This window comes from Enterobacteriaceae bacterium Kacie_13, assembly GCA_013457415.1.
GTDB lineage: Bacteria > Pseudomonadota > Gammaproteobacteria > Enterobacterales > Enterobacteriaceae > Rahnella.
Genome location: CP045665.1, coordinates 3,814,899 through 3,828,551 on the forward strand (window position 1 = coordinate 3,814,899; position 13,653 = coordinate 3,828,551).

Here is a 13,653-nt window from a genome sequence, read left to right on the forward strand (position 1 = left end):
ACAGACTCCATTATTCCATTAAGTTGGGGTAGGACTTTGCTCTGAGAGCGAGTTAAGCAGATGTGTGGATAAGATGATCCCGGTATGAATTTGTTGTAATGCTTCGATACGAGAATCTTTGGTCAGGTTATCGATAACGATTTCGTTATCCACGCGAAGGCGGCAAATCAGCTGATTAGTCGACGCCAGCTTAATCAATTGTGGGAGGGTCAGTTCCTTTAGCGTATCAATGGTTGCTTCGGTCAATCCCAGGCGGAAACCTGCAGCAAACTTATCCTCTCTGATAAGTTGTTGAGCCAATAACAAGTAGGAGAGATTAATGTCGTGAATTCTTTGAAGCTGGTCATCAACGTTGTCTGCATTCATTTCGTTACTCCGCTTTTACGCTTTTCTATGTAAAAAAAACGTAAATCAATTTATTGGAATTTGATAAATAAACTAAGCTCATAAGGTTGCGGGTAAAGATCAGTAAAGAAATCGCATCCTATGGGATTAACCTCATCATCGTAATAGTCATAAACTAATGAAAAACAAATAAATTGTCTTTGTTACTCACGAGAAAATAACAATGTTTCCGCGTCAGAAATCCGTCACCTGATATGCAACAATCAGTGACTAATGAAGACGCCCTATCGCACCTTGTATTTCAAAGTAAGCAGGATGGGTGGAAACTTGATTTCAATATAATAACGACAATGACCTAAAAGCTCAACGTTTAAACACGAAAGACCGCTAAGAATTACTTTATTCTTGATTTAAACATCCATTTCATAAATATATGTAGGAAAATTTCAAACCCCTCCTACACATTAATAAATGCGCATAGGAAAATTCCTACAGACTATTATTTGAGCGCATCCATTCTGGCGCGCAATCTTTTGATTGCCTGACTGTGCAGCTGACTGACGCGCGTCTCAGTAATCCCCAAAAGAACACCAACTTCCTTCATATTCAGCTCTTGCTGATAATACAAATTGAGTAAGAGCTGTTCACGCTCAGGCAGCTCCCTTATTTCTTGACTAATTTGCCTGGTTAATTTTCCCTTCATTAATTCATGAAGCGGGTTCAGCAAATCATGTTGTGTTTCAGGCTGTTCAATGTCACCACCGAACTCCTCCTGCAACTCTTCCAGCGAGTAGAACTGGCTGCTATTAGAGTCCACCAACATCTGCTGATACTCTTCCAGCGTAATCCCCATACCGGCAGCAATGTCAGACTCAGAAGCCACGCCGCCCGTCTCCTGCTCCACCTTTCGAATCATGGCGGATATCTCGCGGGCGTTGCTGCGCACGCGGCGCGGTACCCAGTCACGCTCGCGTAATTCATCTATCATCGCCCAGCGAACACGCTGGGTGATATAGGTGCTCATGCCAATTCCCTTCTTAGGGTCAAACTGATCAATGGCAGTAAGCATCCCGATTGCGCCCGCCTGAATGAGATCATCAAGCTCCACGCAAGGGGGTAATCTGACCTGTAAACGCAGTGCTTCGTGACGAACTAAAAAACGGTATTTCAGCCACAACTCGTCCTTTTGCACTACTCCATCATGGGTGTAAATACCATTCACGATTACAATTTCCAGCGTTTAAAACAGGTGACAATTATTCAGGAATAATCCGAAATCAAATAGCCTGATAAGAACGAATTATATTACGCAATCCGGCAGTTAAAATTTCTTCTACAAACATGAGATAATCACCACAGGTATTATCACTGATATTATTTATTAATCTTATGCTGCTATACTATTTATATCTCATTTAGAACGTTTCCCAATTATCTTCCTGGGAATGTTTACCATTTACTGCGTTTCGGATAATTCCCGGAGAAGATAAACGAGGCGTTTTAAGACTCTTTTTTTGATCATGCTCAATTTGGACGGCATTTTCGTTAAAAATAAATTTAGCCGTGATTTTTTCTAATGCTTCCGCATGCATTTCAAGGTTATTTGCCGCCATCGCCGCTTCTTCGACCATGACTGCATTTTGCTGAGTCACCTGATCCATTTCATTCACAGCCTGCGCAATCTGATTAATCCCTGCACTTTGCTCATCGGATGCGGACGTGATTTCACCCATAATATCGGTCACCTGAGTAACTGAACTCACGATGTCCGTCATTACCGTGCCCGCATGATCAACCTGCTGGGAACCGATGCTCATGTTATCGACGCAGGTGGTGATGAGCTGACTTATCTCTTTTGCCGCATCGGCACTGCGCTTAGCCAGGTTGCGCACTTCTCCGGCGACGACCGCAAAACCTCTGCCCTGCTCACCGGCTCTGGCGGCTTCAACCGCCGCATTAAGTGCCAGGATATTGGTCTGATTCGCGATGCTGTCGATAACACCGTTTATATCGGCAATCTGACGTGAGCTTTTGGTGATCTGCTGCATGATGCCATCGAGATTAGACATCACCTTGCCGCCGTTACGGGCGTTAACGCTGGCACTTTCCGCCAGCTGGCGTGCCGTATGCGCATTGTCTGCATTCTGACGGACGGTGGTTTTGAGCTCTTCCATACTGGCAGCGGTTTGTTGCAGCGCTGACGCCTGCTCTTCGGTGCGCGCAGAGAGATCGTTATTACCTTGCGCAATTTCTTTCGCATTACTGTAGATACGTTTCACACCGTGTTGCACGCCTGAGACAGTTTCTGTCAGAGACAAACGCATTTTTTCCAGCTCGATTAACATCAGGCCAAGCTCATTGGGTACACCGACGTCGATTTCACGGCTGAGATCCCCGCTGGCAATAACTTTAAGCGAATGCGACGTTTGTTCCATGCGCAACATCAATGCACGGCGCAGCCAGAAACGGATCAGAAACGTCATGACAATCGCAGTTCCCAGTGCGACCACCACCATTGCGATCATCTCGTAATAATCATCGGCGGCCTGGCGGTTATAATCCTGAATGTTCGCGGCGGCAATTTCGTCGTAATTTTCGATTTTCTGTCGCAGCAACGCGCGCTCATTGGATTCACTTTCCAGATTATCGGGATAGACAGCCGGATTCGCGATGTACTGAATTTTGTCCTGAGACAATTTAAGTACCTTGTCGAACTGCACGTTCAGCGCCTGAGCGGCCTGATATTCACTGTCAGAATTAAAAGGTGAATCAATGAACGTTTTCATGCTTTTCTGTGCTGCGGTGAAAATCCCGCGCACACGCTCGACCGCCTCAGGACTAAACGGACGGTTAAGGCTGGTTTGCAGCATCAAACCATTCACATGCGCGATGCCTGCATTGAGATTAAAAACGCCATCCTGCATGTCACGGATGTTCTCCGTAGAGGTAGCCATCTGAGTAAAATTGTTTTTTGCCGACATAGCATTGAACAGGCTAAATGCCATGACCACCATCAGTAAAAGCGTCATGGTCATAACAACCACGGTGATGCCCGTCGCTATTCTTACTCGTTTAAACATAATAACCCTCTTGCGGAGCCAGCTGTTTTGGTTGCAGGTTTGCGTATACAGTTCCGTTGATGCAAAAATCTCAGACACCCGGATTACATATTGAAAATGCTCATCTTCTGCATACTCTGGAACACCATCATTGAGGAGCTCAGGGCAAATTCAGACATTTTTGACTGGCTCAGCAGCGTAATAAAGGTGTTGTAATCGGATCCGACGGTTTCCTGCAGGCGCGACTCCACGTTGATCTGCTGAGTGGCCGAACTCAAATCCAGGGCATCAATCTGCTGCAGGTTCGTACCTACCTCGGCTTGCACTTTACCCAGATTGTCGATGCCTTTTTTGATGGAGACGTTGACGGAATCCAGCGTCACTTTCAGAGCCTCGCGGCCAGCATCATCGGTGATCGGCGTATTCAGTGCGACAATGGCTTTATCCAGCTGGGCAAACAGGTCATCCCCTGAGCCGCTCATAAAGACTGAATCTCCGGTATGCCCAACCTGCATTTCCGTGCTGTCGGCCACTTTTTGGGTGATAGGCGTGTCGCCACCGATATAGCTGCCATCGGTTTTGTAAGGTGCAGTGCCGGTATCGTAGCCGGCGAAAATATAGCGACCGTTGCTGTTTTTGGTATTCGCCAGATCCAGCATATTGTCGCGAATACCTTGTAATTCGGTGGCCAGCGCCTGACGGTCGGCATCAGACAAGGCACCGTTGCCCGCCGCGACAATTTTCTCACTCAAATTCTTGGTTAAGATATTACCCAGTGAAGTCAGCGTATTGTCTTCCAGCTCCAGCGCATTCTTGGCATGGATTCGCGCAGTGTCGTATTGCTGCATACTGGCGAGCGAGTTTTGATAAAGGATCGCCTGCGCCGCGCCTGAAGGATCATCAGAAGGGTTCAGTAATTTCTGTCCGGCCGAGAGACGCATACCGATATCATTGCCGGTGTTCATCGCCTTAGACAGGCTGTCGATATTGCTTTGGTACATGTACTGGGTGCTAAGGCGCATCACAAATATCCTTACTGTGTCATCACGCGATGTGTCACAAAAATGGGGTTATCGAATACTCAGCAGAGAGTCAAAAAGCGTCGTGGCAGCCTGAAGTACCTGCGCATTAGCCTGGTAATACTGCATGTACATCTGGAACTTCACCGTTTCTTCTTCCACGCTCACGCCGGAAACTGACTGCTTTTCAAATTCAATAGCCTTTGCCGCTTTGCCCGTCGTTTCTATGTCCGCCTTCAGCGCTGTCATAGAAGAACCGACTGAGCTGACCAGGCTGGAATAGGCTTCTGTCAACGTGCCGTTGCCAATCAGCGTGGCTTCTTTAATGGCAATCATGTCTTTGATGTTTTCGTTATTGCTGCTGCCTGCGTCAGCTTTACTCGACGCCGCAATCTGATCGCCGCTGGTGATAGCCACACCCAGTTTTCCGGCCGCACCTGCCGTCGGATTTAAGACAAAACTGTCACCGGGTTGGGGTGTGCCACCTGGTGTGATCGATATGCCTTCAAACTCCAGCTCACCGCTGGCGCCGATAGTCGGCGTAATGGTTCTGCCGTCTTTGGTCTGCACTTCCCAGTCGGTATCGTTCGGGCCTTTAAACGTTAAGGTGTAATCCTCTGACTTGACGTTGCTGATATCTGTGAACTTAATGTCCAGCGAACCATCACCCGCGTTACCCCGGTTGGCGGTGGCGGTGGGATCAGCAATACTGAAAATGTCACCGCCAGCTATACCATCGAGATCGAAACCTGCGGCGTTGACTTCGTTGAATTTATTCGCCATTTGCAGCGCCAGCTGATTCAGCTGATTACGGGCATCGACCAGATCTTCATTGCGGAATTTGAACAACCCGCCCAGTTTTCCGCCGGACATTTTCTCTTCGTCGAGCGGCATTCTATTGCCGGATGCATCGATGTAAGAGACGACGGTTTTGGTTGGATCTTCAGAAGAAACTGTAGCTTCCAGCTGATAGGAACGATCGCCATTAACCAGAGGAAGTCCGTTCGCCAGCGTAACGTCAACGCGGCCCGTCGTGGGATCCTCATTGACTTTGATACCGGTCTGCAGGCTGAGATTTTCGAGCAACGAGTCGCGCTGATCGAGCAGGTCGGCAGGAAGATCGCCGGAACGGGCATGGATCTTGGCGATTTCTGCATTAATTTTTGCCAGCTGTGTGGCATCGGCATTGATGTCAGAAACGCTTTGGGAAATCAGCGTATTGGTGCTTTTCTCCAACCCGTTCAGCGTATTGCTGTTGCTGTTGAACTGGTAAGAAATGGCTTTGAATTTGGCTAATGCCCCCTGCCGTGCGGCCTGGCCGGGTACGTCAGCACTGATTTCTTCCAGTGACTTAAAAATATTATTCAGTGACACAGAGATGTTGCTGGTATCGTCACCCAGCATATTATCAATCTGAGAAAGCTGCTGATAACGACTGCTCTGGCCAGTATATTCTGTGTAGGCACCGCGCAGCTGGTTGTTCACAAAGCCGTCATAAGCACGCTGAACACCATTGACCTGAGCACCATAACCAAAGAAGCCAGAACTGGTCGTTTTCCCGCCTGCTTCGCCCAGCATAATACTCTGGCGACTGTACCCAGGCGTCATGACATTGGTTAAGTTATTACCCACGACACTCAGCGCTGATTGCGCCGAATTCAGTCCACTCTGAGCCAGATAAAAAAGATTCATAAATCACCAACATTGTGTTCTTTGCAAAATTCGTTAGCGATTTTGCCCAGAAGAGTTCTTTAGGAAATTTCGCAGCCTATATAATCTATCGGTACTTCTAAAATTAACTAAAATGCCAGACGCTAAAAAATTGAAGAAAGATCGGTTTTATAGGCATTCAGCCCCTGACTGATATTTCCTTTTACCTGATTAATGATGCTGATTAATTTCTTCGCGTAGGCGGGATCGGTGGCGTATCCACCGGACTGCAAGGCATGTGCGGCTTTCTCAGGGGTTCCTGAGCGCGCAACATTCTGGTAACGCGGATTGTTAACCAGCAGAGCGGTATAATCAGCCAGTGCTTCGGAATATGACGGATAGACTCTGAATGCGGCTTTCACCTTTTGTGGCGCGCCATTGATAAACTCAGTGGTGGTTATTTCTGTCGACTCGCCTTTCCAGTCAGATGTCGCTTTTATGCCAAATAAGTTATGACTTGGTTTACCATTTGTGGTGGTGATTTCTTTATTTCCCCAGCCGGATTCCAGCGCTGCCTGGGCAATAATCAGCTGATGCGGAATACCACTTTTCTTCGCTGCGGCAATGGCAGGTTCCAGCATGCGCGAAATAAAGTGCGTATTTTTTTCTGTACCACGGGAATATTGTACGTCCCCCTGTCCGGCGGGCATCTTTTGCGTGGCCTGTAACAGCGCGGTGCGCGAAGAAAATGGTCCGATATTCTGGTTGCCGTTCAGGGAATAAGGTGCCGGGGCAACGCCAGGCGTATTTGGCTTCGCATCGACTTCTCCTCCCATTTGCCTGACCATCACATCGGCGAATCCCATCTTGCTTTGCGCAGCAATATCTTGCGAAATCTGCTGGTCGTACATGGAGGTAAACATGTCCGCCTGCTGACTGTTCAGCAGGCCATCCTTAAAAGAGGCATCACGCATGCTCTTAAGCATCATCTGGATGAACATGCCTTCCATTTGCTTTGCCGCAGCTTTTATCCCTTCCTGCGAATTACTTTTGACCTCGCGCTTAAGCGCGTCGAGGCCACGGACATCAAAGGCTGCGCCTGAATTCAACGGTGAGTTACCCATCAGTTGGTCTCCAGTTTCGCACGCAGACACCCGGCACTTTTCATCGACTGAAGAATCGACATCAGGTCGTTCGGCGTTGCCCCGAGGCTGTTCAGCGCACGGACGACATTATTCAGATCCGCACTGGTATTCACCCGCTGCAGCGAGCCATTTTGTTCACGCACTGAAATTTGGGTATTCGGCGTGACCACTGTCTGACCGCCACCAAATGGCGTATCCGGCTGGCTGACCTGATTGGTACGGGAAACCTCAACGGTCAGGTCACCCTGCGCCACCGCACACGCATCCAGCACGACATGGCGGTTCATAACCACCGAGCCGGTACGGGAATTGACGATCACTTTGGCGTCCATAATGCCAATGCGGATGGGGATGTTTTGCACATCCGCCAGAAAACGCACTTTGCCTGCGCTGTCACGCGGGGCGAACAGTTTCACGGTGCGGGAATCTTCCGCCACTGCCGTCGAGCCACCGAAGCGACGGTTGATCTCATCGCTGATTTGCTGGGCGACGGTAAAGTCATCATCATTAAGCTGGAGACGAAGGATGTTATCCTGCGAAAAACTCGCCGGAACTTCACGTTCTACCGTCGCACCGCCGCTGATGCGCGCACCGTTGAGCTGGTTAGTCTGCACGCGGCTTCCGCCGCTTTGCGCACCAGCACCCGAGACCAGCAGGTTCCCCTGCGCCAGCGCATAAATCTGGTTATCCACCCCTTTGAGCGGCGTCATCAGCAGCGTTCCGCCACGCAGACTTTTGGCATTCCCCAGTGAGGACACCACCACGTCAATTTTCTCGCCCGGGCGGGCAAACGCAGGTAAATCAGTAGTGACCATCACCGCAGCCACGTTTTTCAGCTGCATGTTGGTTCCCGCAGGTACGGTAATCCCCAGCTGAGACAGCATGTTGCTGAGGCTTTGGGTCGTGAAAGGTGTTTGCATCGTCTGGTCACCGGTACCATCCAGCCCGACCACCAGCCCGTAACCCATCAGGGAATTGCTGCGAATACCCTGAATCGATGTTAAATCGCGAATGCGCTCTGCCTGAGCGTTCTGCGGCATGATAAAAATCAGACCAAAGAACAGGCTCAGACAGAAAGAGAGTAATGAATTTTTCATGAGCCGTATTCTGTTAACCATTGATTAATAAGGAGAGAGATTGAGGAACAAACGCTGCAACCAGCCCATCTGTTGCGCTTCATTGATATAGCCGTTACCGACGTATTCGATACGGGCATCCGCCACCTGCGTGGAAATCACGGTATTGCTACTGCTGATGGTGCGCGGATTCACCACGCCGGAGAAACGGATAAATTCGGTGCCCTGATTGATGGCGATCTGCTTCTCCCCGACCACCTTCAGGTTGCCGTTTTCCAGCAGTTGCTGGACGGTCACGGTAATGGTGCCGCTGAAGGTGTTTTTCGCCGCCGCGCCCCCTTTACCAGAGAAATCATTTTTACCGCTGATGGAGGTCGCCGCCCGATCGCCCCCCAAAAGCCCTGCCAACATACTCGGTACGGCATCAACAGAGAGATCGGTCGAACCGCCGCGGTTGGCGTTGGCCGAAGAGCTTTTGCTGGCGCTGACGTTCTCCTGCAACACAATCGTCAGGGTATCGCCCACATTTCGCGGTCTGCGGTCTTCAAACATCGGCTGATAGCCATAGCTCATCGCCTGTCCCGTCTGGAATACCGAGCCATTCGCTGTCGTCGTTACTGCCTGCGCCGGCGTCGCCGTTGTCACGCCATCGACCAGAGGTTTGTGAGGAATGTAGGCACATCCCGTCAGAAAGAGTGTCAGCGCAATCACGGCGGCAAAACGTTTAGAGACAGGGAAAGCTCCGGGAACGGATACCCCTGAAATCAGGGAACAAGGCTGGTTTTTCATTTCATCCACTACGGCGTTAAACAGCCATAAAGCGGCCCCCGCTTGCGCAACAGAGGCCGGGCTTATGGGTGCTATTGGGCTTATAAGTTCGGTTGGGCTGTTGAGCCCATTACAGTTGGGTCAGGCGTTGCAACATCTGGTCAGAGGTTGAGACTGCTTTACTGTTAATTTCGTAGGCGCGCTGGGTCTGAATCATGCTGACCAGCTCTTCTGCCACGTTAACGTTGGAGGCTTCGACATACCCTTGTCTCAGACTGCCGCCGCCGTTCAGGCCGGGCGTCGTTTCGTTGGGCGCACCCGATGCCTGGGTTTCGCGGTAGAGGTTTTCACCAATACTTTCCAGACCGGAGTCGTTAATAAAGGTGCTCAACGTCAGCTGGCCTACCTGCTGCGGCGCGGTCTGACCGGGCACGGTGACACTGACAAGACCATCTTTACCGACGGTCAGCGTATCGGCGTCCTGCGGAAGGGTTATAGCAGGCTGAACCTGATAGCCGCTGGCGGTTACCAGCTGGCCATTTTGGTCAATCTGGAACGAACCATCGCGCGTATAACCGGTGGTGCCATCCGGCATTAACACCTGGAAGAAACCGTGGCCATCAATGGCCAGATCTTTGCTGTTGTTCGTGGCGGTCAGGTTGCCCTGACTGTGGACGCGCTCAGTCGCCACCGGACGCACACCGGTACCCAGTTGCAGACCAGAAGGGATCGTGGTCTGTTCGGAAGACTGCGCGCCAGGCTGACGCAACGTCTGATACAACAAGTCTTCAAACACCGCACGCTGGCGTTTGAACCCGGTGGTGCTCACGTTTGCCAGGTTATTGGCAATGACATCCATATTGGTTTGCTGTGCTTCAAGACCTGTTTTGGCTATCCATAAAGAACGGATCATGCTGAAATTCCTCTTTGCCGGGCTTAGCCCATGCTCAGTAGCTGGTTAGCTTTCTTTTCGTTGTCATCCACTGTGCTGATGACCTTCATGTTCATATCGAAACCGCGCGCGGTCGCAATCATCTCCACCATCGATCTGGCAGGATTGACGTTGCTGCTTTCCAGCGCGCCGGGGATCAGTTGTAGATTCGGATCCGCAGGCAGCTGTCCCTGACCGGCATTCGCCGACGCGGGAGAAATATGAAACAGGCCGTCATCGCCGTGGATCAGATCCTGAAGCGGGGCATTCACCATCTTCAGCCTGCCGACCTGCGCCAGCGCGGTAGGCTCATCCCCTGCGCCGAGCGCGGTAATCGTCCCGTCAGGCGCAATAGTCAATTCGGACTGCGGCGGCACATTGATCTGGCCGCCGTCACCAATAACAGGCATTCCGCGGATGCTCAGCAAACCTTCGCTGTCGACGTCAATATTGCCCGCACGGGTGTAAGCCTCAGTTCCGTCAGGCAATGCCACCGCCAGCCAGCCATTTTGCGGCAGCGCAACGTCGAGGTTTCGCCCCGTCTGGTTGATGGCACCCATTGAATCATCGTGGTATGGCGTGGATTCCGTCACCATCGTGCGGGTCGCGACGGACGGACCTTCTACCGGCACCGCACGGAAAGCCGCAAGCTGCGCACGAAAACCGGATGTAGAAGCATTGGCCAGGTTATTTGACGTCACTGCCTGACGGTTAAGGGCGGCATTTGCCGCGCCCATGGCGGTATATATTGCGCGATCCATATCAGCCGTTAACCCAGGTTAGCCAGAATCTGAAGCAGTTCAGACTGGGTTTTGATGGTCTGTGAGTTGGACTGGTAGTTGCGCTGATAGACGATCATGTTGACCATCTCGTTACTCAGCTCCACGTTTGAGGCTTCAAGGCGGTTGCCCAGTAAGTTACCCAAATTACCGGTACCGGCCACGCCGATGGAAGGTTGTCCGGATTCCGGTGTTTCAGCCCAGCTGTTATCACCTTTTGACTGTAAGCCGCCCGGATTGGTGAAGTTGGACAAGACCACCTGACCGATCAGCTGTGACTGACCGTTGCTGTATGACGCGATAATCTGACCGTTGTCACCCACCATATAACCGTTCATCAGGCCCGGCGCGTAACCGGTCGTCGTCGGGCTACCCATTTCGGTGCTGGACGCTTGCTGGGTCATACCGTCCATATCCAGATCAAATTTCAGTGCAGCGCCGCCGTTGTAGGGCGCGCCCTCAATAGGGAGCCTCGCCGGGTTAGTGGTCAGCTGACCGGAAGTATCAAAGACTAAATTCATTTCGCCATACACCGGATCGCCATCGGCATCCAGAGTCGGTGACGTGGTGTTATTGGAATAGGCTTTCCAGGTGTTATCGCCCGTTTTGACGTAATAGACGTTGATGGTGTGCTTATTCCCGAGGCTGTCGTACGCATCCACCTGAGACACTGAGTTGTAGGTTTTGCTGTTGGTAGGATCGAATTTATTCGCAGGATCAGTCTGGTCAATTGCCACCTCTTCAGAGCTGAGGTTCCCTTTGAGGGTACCGGCATCAGACGCACGCGCTGGCATCTGACCGTTCGGGATCTGGATCGGGCCGACGGCGGCGCCCGGCTGGATAGTCGGCGGATTACCGGTCGCCTGATAGCCGGTCAGGAACATTTTCTGATTGTTTATGATGAAGCCGTTTTCATCCTGCTTGAACTGACCGTTGCGGCTGTAGAACACGCCGCCGCCTTCGTTGGTCATACGGAAGAAACCGTTGCCCTGAATCCCCATATCCAGCTGACTGTTACCCATACCCAGTACGCCGTCGCTGAAGTTCTGGTTTACCGAGGAGACCTGAACGCCCATGCCGATTTGTGAACCGGCAAAGACGTCAGCAAAGGCAATCGAACCGGATTTAAAACCGACAGTTTGGGAGTTTGCAATGTTGTTACCGACTACGTCGAGGGCTTGCGAGGCAGCTTTTAAGCCGCTGAGGCCTTGTGAAAAACTCATGGTTATTCTTCCTGAACATTAAAAATGAAATATGGAGACCTGATCACTCAATTAAATAAACGTTGCCTAACGTTGTGCTGCCCTCTAACCCAAGCTGCAGATTAGCGGTACCGCCACCAAAGGAGACACCGTCCACTTTGCACTTCTTGAGAGAGGTGATTTTCGGCACATCGCCGTTCTCATTGGAGGCTGCGAAGGTCACCTTAAAGGTGCTCTTATCATCAGACGGTGGCGCTCCGGGCTGGAAGTTATCCAGATCGTCCATCGAGAATTTATTCACCCCGGCTTTCGCATTTTTCAGATCGGCGGTGTAGGCGTTGCCTGCGTCATCCGTTAACGTCACGGTGACCTTGTCGGCGTCGCTGTCGAGATTGAAAGAGAAGTCCTGATTGCCACCCTCGGCATTGGAAATCACCGAATCACCCTCGATGTACACGGAACGTCCCACCCACTGCGAGGCGTTCATCTGCTGCATGCTATTAACCAACATGCCAACGCCTTCAAGGGTGGAGTTTAGCTTTTCAACGCCCGCCGCCGTGTTGAACTGCGCCAGTTGTGAGGTCAGCTGGTTGTTATCCATCGGGTTGGTCGGATCCTGGTTTTGCATTTGCGCCACCAGCAACTCCATAAAACTCTGGGAAAGGTCGGCGGCGCTGTTGCCGGTTCCCGTTGAGGTATTGTCATTACTGCCATTCATGACGGGTGAAACAGCCATTTCTCAGTCCCTTTATTGGCCCAGTGTTAAGGTTTTTAACATCATTGATTTGGCCGTATTCATCACTTCGACATTGGCCTGATAACTGCGGGAAGCTGAAATGGTGTTCACCATTTCATTCACCACGTTGACGTTTGGCATCCGCACATAACCTTTCGCATCGGCCAGTGGATTAGAGGGTTCATACACCAGACGCTCGGGGTCATTACTTTCCACCACGTCACTGACGCGCACGCCGCCAATTTCCTGACCGGGCGCACTGTCCACCTGAAAAACCACCTGACGGGCACGGTAAGGCTGACCATCCGGCCCCACGGCACTGTCGGCATTGGCCATATTGCTGGCGCTGACGTTCAGACGTTTCGACTGGGCGGCCATGGCTGAACCCGAAATATCAAAAATACTCATAGTAGACATGACAATTATTATCCCTGACTGATGACACTCATCATGCCTTTAATTTGCGAACCCAAAACCGTTAAACTGGTCTGATATTTCATGTTGTTATCAGCAAAATTTACACGTTCACGATCCATATCCACCGTATTACCATCCGCACTTGGCTGATCAGGGATACGATATAGCAACTGACCGTTATCTATGGCCGGTGCCACAGCGGGAATATGGGTTCCTGAGGTTAATGATAAGGTCAGAGGACCCTGCGCAGGCGTATTACGCTCCACCGCACTCTTTAACTGTTCTGAAAAATCAATGTCCCGGGCCAAATATCCCGGCGTATCCACATTGGCAATATTTGAAGCCAATATGTTCTGACGTTGAGTCAGTAAACCCAGCGCGTCCTGCTGGAAACGTAGCGCATTATCGAGTTTATCAAGCATGAAAATCCCGCCCTCTGACTTATGAAAATTAACGCATGCATTCTATTGGCGAATGATTCAATTTTATACTGTAAGGATAAGACAAAAATAACGGTAATTAGCGG

Annotated in this window: 14 protein-coding genes; all 14 read right to left on the reverse strand. The window is 50.8% G+C overall.

Annotated elements, in window-relative coordinates:
* Positions 1 to 18: 18 nt before the first annotated feature.
* Entirely contained in the window at positions 19 to 366 is a 348-nt protein-coding gene (flhD, locus tag GE278_17400) for a flagellar transcriptional regulator FlhD (protein ID QLK62437.1), read from the reverse strand.
* Between the two features lie 478 nt (positions 367 to 844).
* Entirely contained in the window at positions 845 to 1,567 is a 723-nt protein-coding gene (locus GE278_17405) for a FliA/WhiG family RNA polymerase sigma factor (GenBank protein ID QLK62438.1), read from the reverse strand.
* Between the two features lie 193 nt (positions 1,568 to 1,760).
* Positions 1,761 to 3,425: a methyl-accepting chemotaxis protein gene (locus GE278_17410; GenBank protein QLK62439.1), complete on the reverse strand. Its 1,665-nt coding sequence runs from the start codon at positions 3,423 to 3,425 to the stop codon at positions 1,761 to 1,763.
* 83 nt (positions 3,426 to 3,508) lie between these two features.
* Positions 3,509 to 4,426 (reverse strand): flagellar hook-associated protein 3, encoded by a 918-nt coding sequence (flgL, locus tag GE278_17415; protein QLK62440.1) that lies wholly within the window; start codon positions 4,424 to 4,426, stop codon positions 3,509 to 3,511.
* 48 nt (positions 4,427 to 4,474) lie between these two features.
* A complete protein-coding gene (gene flgK, locus GE278_17420; GenBank protein QLK62441.1) occupies positions 4,475 to 6,115 on the reverse strand; it encodes a flagellar hook-associated protein FlgK in 1,641 nt (546 codons plus the stop codon).
* A 122-nt stretch (positions 6,116 to 6,237) separates the two neighbouring features.
* Positions 6,238 to 7,197 carry a flagellar assembly peptidoglycan hydrolase FlgJ gene (gene flgJ, locus GE278_17425; GenBank protein QLK62442.1) on the reverse strand — a complete coding sequence of 320 codons (960 nt, stop codon included), beginning with the start codon at positions 7,195 to 7,197 and terminating at the stop codon, positions 6,238 to 6,240.
* Complete coding sequence (gene flgI, locus GE278_17430) at positions 7,197 to 8,315, reverse strand: flagellar basal body P-ring protein FlgI (protein QLK62443.1); 1,119 nt, start codon at positions 8,313 to 8,315, stop codon at positions 7,197 to 7,199. Before flgI ends, flgJ begins: the two co-directional genes overlap by 1 nt.
* A 24-nt stretch (positions 8,316 to 8,339) precedes the next feature.
* Positions 8,340 to 9,083 carry a flagellar basal body L-ring protein FlgH gene (gene flgH, locus GE278_17435; GenBank protein ID QLK62444.1) on the reverse strand — a complete coding sequence of 248 codons (744 nt, stop codon included), beginning with the start codon at positions 9,081 to 9,083 and terminating at the stop codon, positions 8,340 to 8,342.
* A 109-nt stretch (positions 9,084 to 9,192) separates the two neighbouring features.
* The gene (flgG, locus tag GE278_17440; protein ID QLK62445.1) at positions 9,193 to 9,975 is read right to left on the reverse strand and encodes a flagellar basal-body rod protein FlgG; all 783 of its coding nucleotides are present in this window, start codon (positions 9,973 to 9,975) and stop codon (positions 9,193 to 9,195) included.
* A gap of 23 nt (positions 9,976 to 9,998) precedes the next feature.
* Complete coding sequence (locus GE278_17445; protein QLK62446.1) at positions 9,999 to 10,754, reverse strand: flagellar hook-basal body complex protein; 756 nt, start codon at positions 10,752 to 10,754, stop codon at positions 9,999 to 10,001.
* An 8-nt stretch (positions 10,755 to 10,762) separates the two neighbouring features.
* On the reverse strand, positions 10,763 to 11,995 hold the full coding sequence (locus tag GE278_17450; GenBank protein QLK62447.1) for a flagellar hook-basal body complex protein: 1,233 nt from the start codon (positions 11,993 to 11,995) through the stop codon (positions 10,763 to 10,765).
* A 43-nt stretch (positions 11,996 to 12,038) separates the two neighbouring features.
* Positions 12,039 to 12,710, reverse strand: a complete 672-nt coding sequence (locus GE278_17455) for a flagellar biosynthesis protein FlgD (GenBank protein QLK62448.1) — start codon at positions 12,708 to 12,710, stop codon at positions 12,039 to 12,041.
* Positions 12,711 to 12,722: 12 nt separating this feature from the next.
* Positions 12,723 to 13,127, reverse strand: coding sequence for a flagellar basal body rod protein FlgC (flgC, locus tag GE278_17460; GenBank protein QLK62449.1), 405 nt, complete (start codon positions 13,125 to 13,127; stop codon positions 12,723 to 12,725).
* 8 nt (positions 13,128 to 13,135) lie between these two features.
* Entirely contained in the window at positions 13,136 to 13,549 is a 414-nt protein-coding gene (gene flgB / locus GE278_17465; GenBank protein ID QLK62450.1) for a flagellar basal body rod protein FlgB, read from the reverse strand.
* Between the last annotated feature and the right edge of the window lie 104 nt (positions 13,550 to 13,653).

Bases quoted from the DNA above. Each gene is read 5' to 3' on its own strand.
- flhD (QLK62437.1), bottom strand. From the start codon at position 366: ATGAATGCAGACAACGTTGATGACCAGCTTCAAAGAATTCACGACATT.
- GE278_17410 (QLK62439.1), bottom strand. From the start codon at position 3,425: ATGTTTAAACGAGTAAGAATAGCGACGGGCATCACCGTGGTTGTTATG.
- flgL (QLK62440.1), bottom strand. From the start codon at position 4,426: ATGCGCCTTAGCACCCAGTACATGTACCAAAGCAATATCGACAGCCTG.
- flgK (QLK62441.1), bottom strand. From the start codon at position 6,115: ATGAATCTTTTTTATCTGGCTCAGAGTGGACTGAATTCGGCGCAATCA.
- flgJ (QLK62442.1), bottom strand. From the start codon at position 7,197: ATGGGTAACTCACCGTTGAATTCAGGCGCAGCCTTTGATGTCCGTGGC.
- flgI (QLK62443.1), bottom strand. From the start codon at position 8,315: ATGAAAAATTCATTACTCTCTTTCTGTCTGAGCCTGTTCTTTGGTCTG.
- flgH (QLK62444.1), bottom strand. From the start codon at position 9,083: ATGAAAAACCAGCCTTGTTCCCTGATTTCAGGGGTATCCGTTCCCGGA.
- flgG (QLK62445.1), bottom strand. From the start codon at position 9,975: ATGATCCGTTCTTTATGGATAGCCAAAACAGGTCTTGAAGCACAGCAA.
- GE278_17445 (QLK62446.1), bottom strand. From the start codon at position 10,754: ATGGATCGCGCAATATATACCGCCATGGGCGCGGCAAATGCCGCCCTT.
- GE278_17450 (QLK62447.1), bottom strand. From the start codon at position 11,995: ATGAGTTTTTCACAAGGCCTCAGCGGCTTAAAAGCTGCCTCGCAAGCC.
- GE278_17455 (QLK62448.1), bottom strand. From the start codon at position 12,710: ATGGCTGTTTCACCCGTCATGAATGGCAGTAATGACAATACCTCAACG.
- flgC (QLK62449.1), bottom strand. From the start codon at position 13,127: ATGTCTACTATGAGTATTTTTGATATTTCGGGTTCAGCCATGGCCGCC.
- flgB (QLK62450.1), bottom strand. From the start codon at position 13,549: ATGCTTGATAAACTCGATAATGCGCTACGTTTCCAGCAGGACGCGCTG.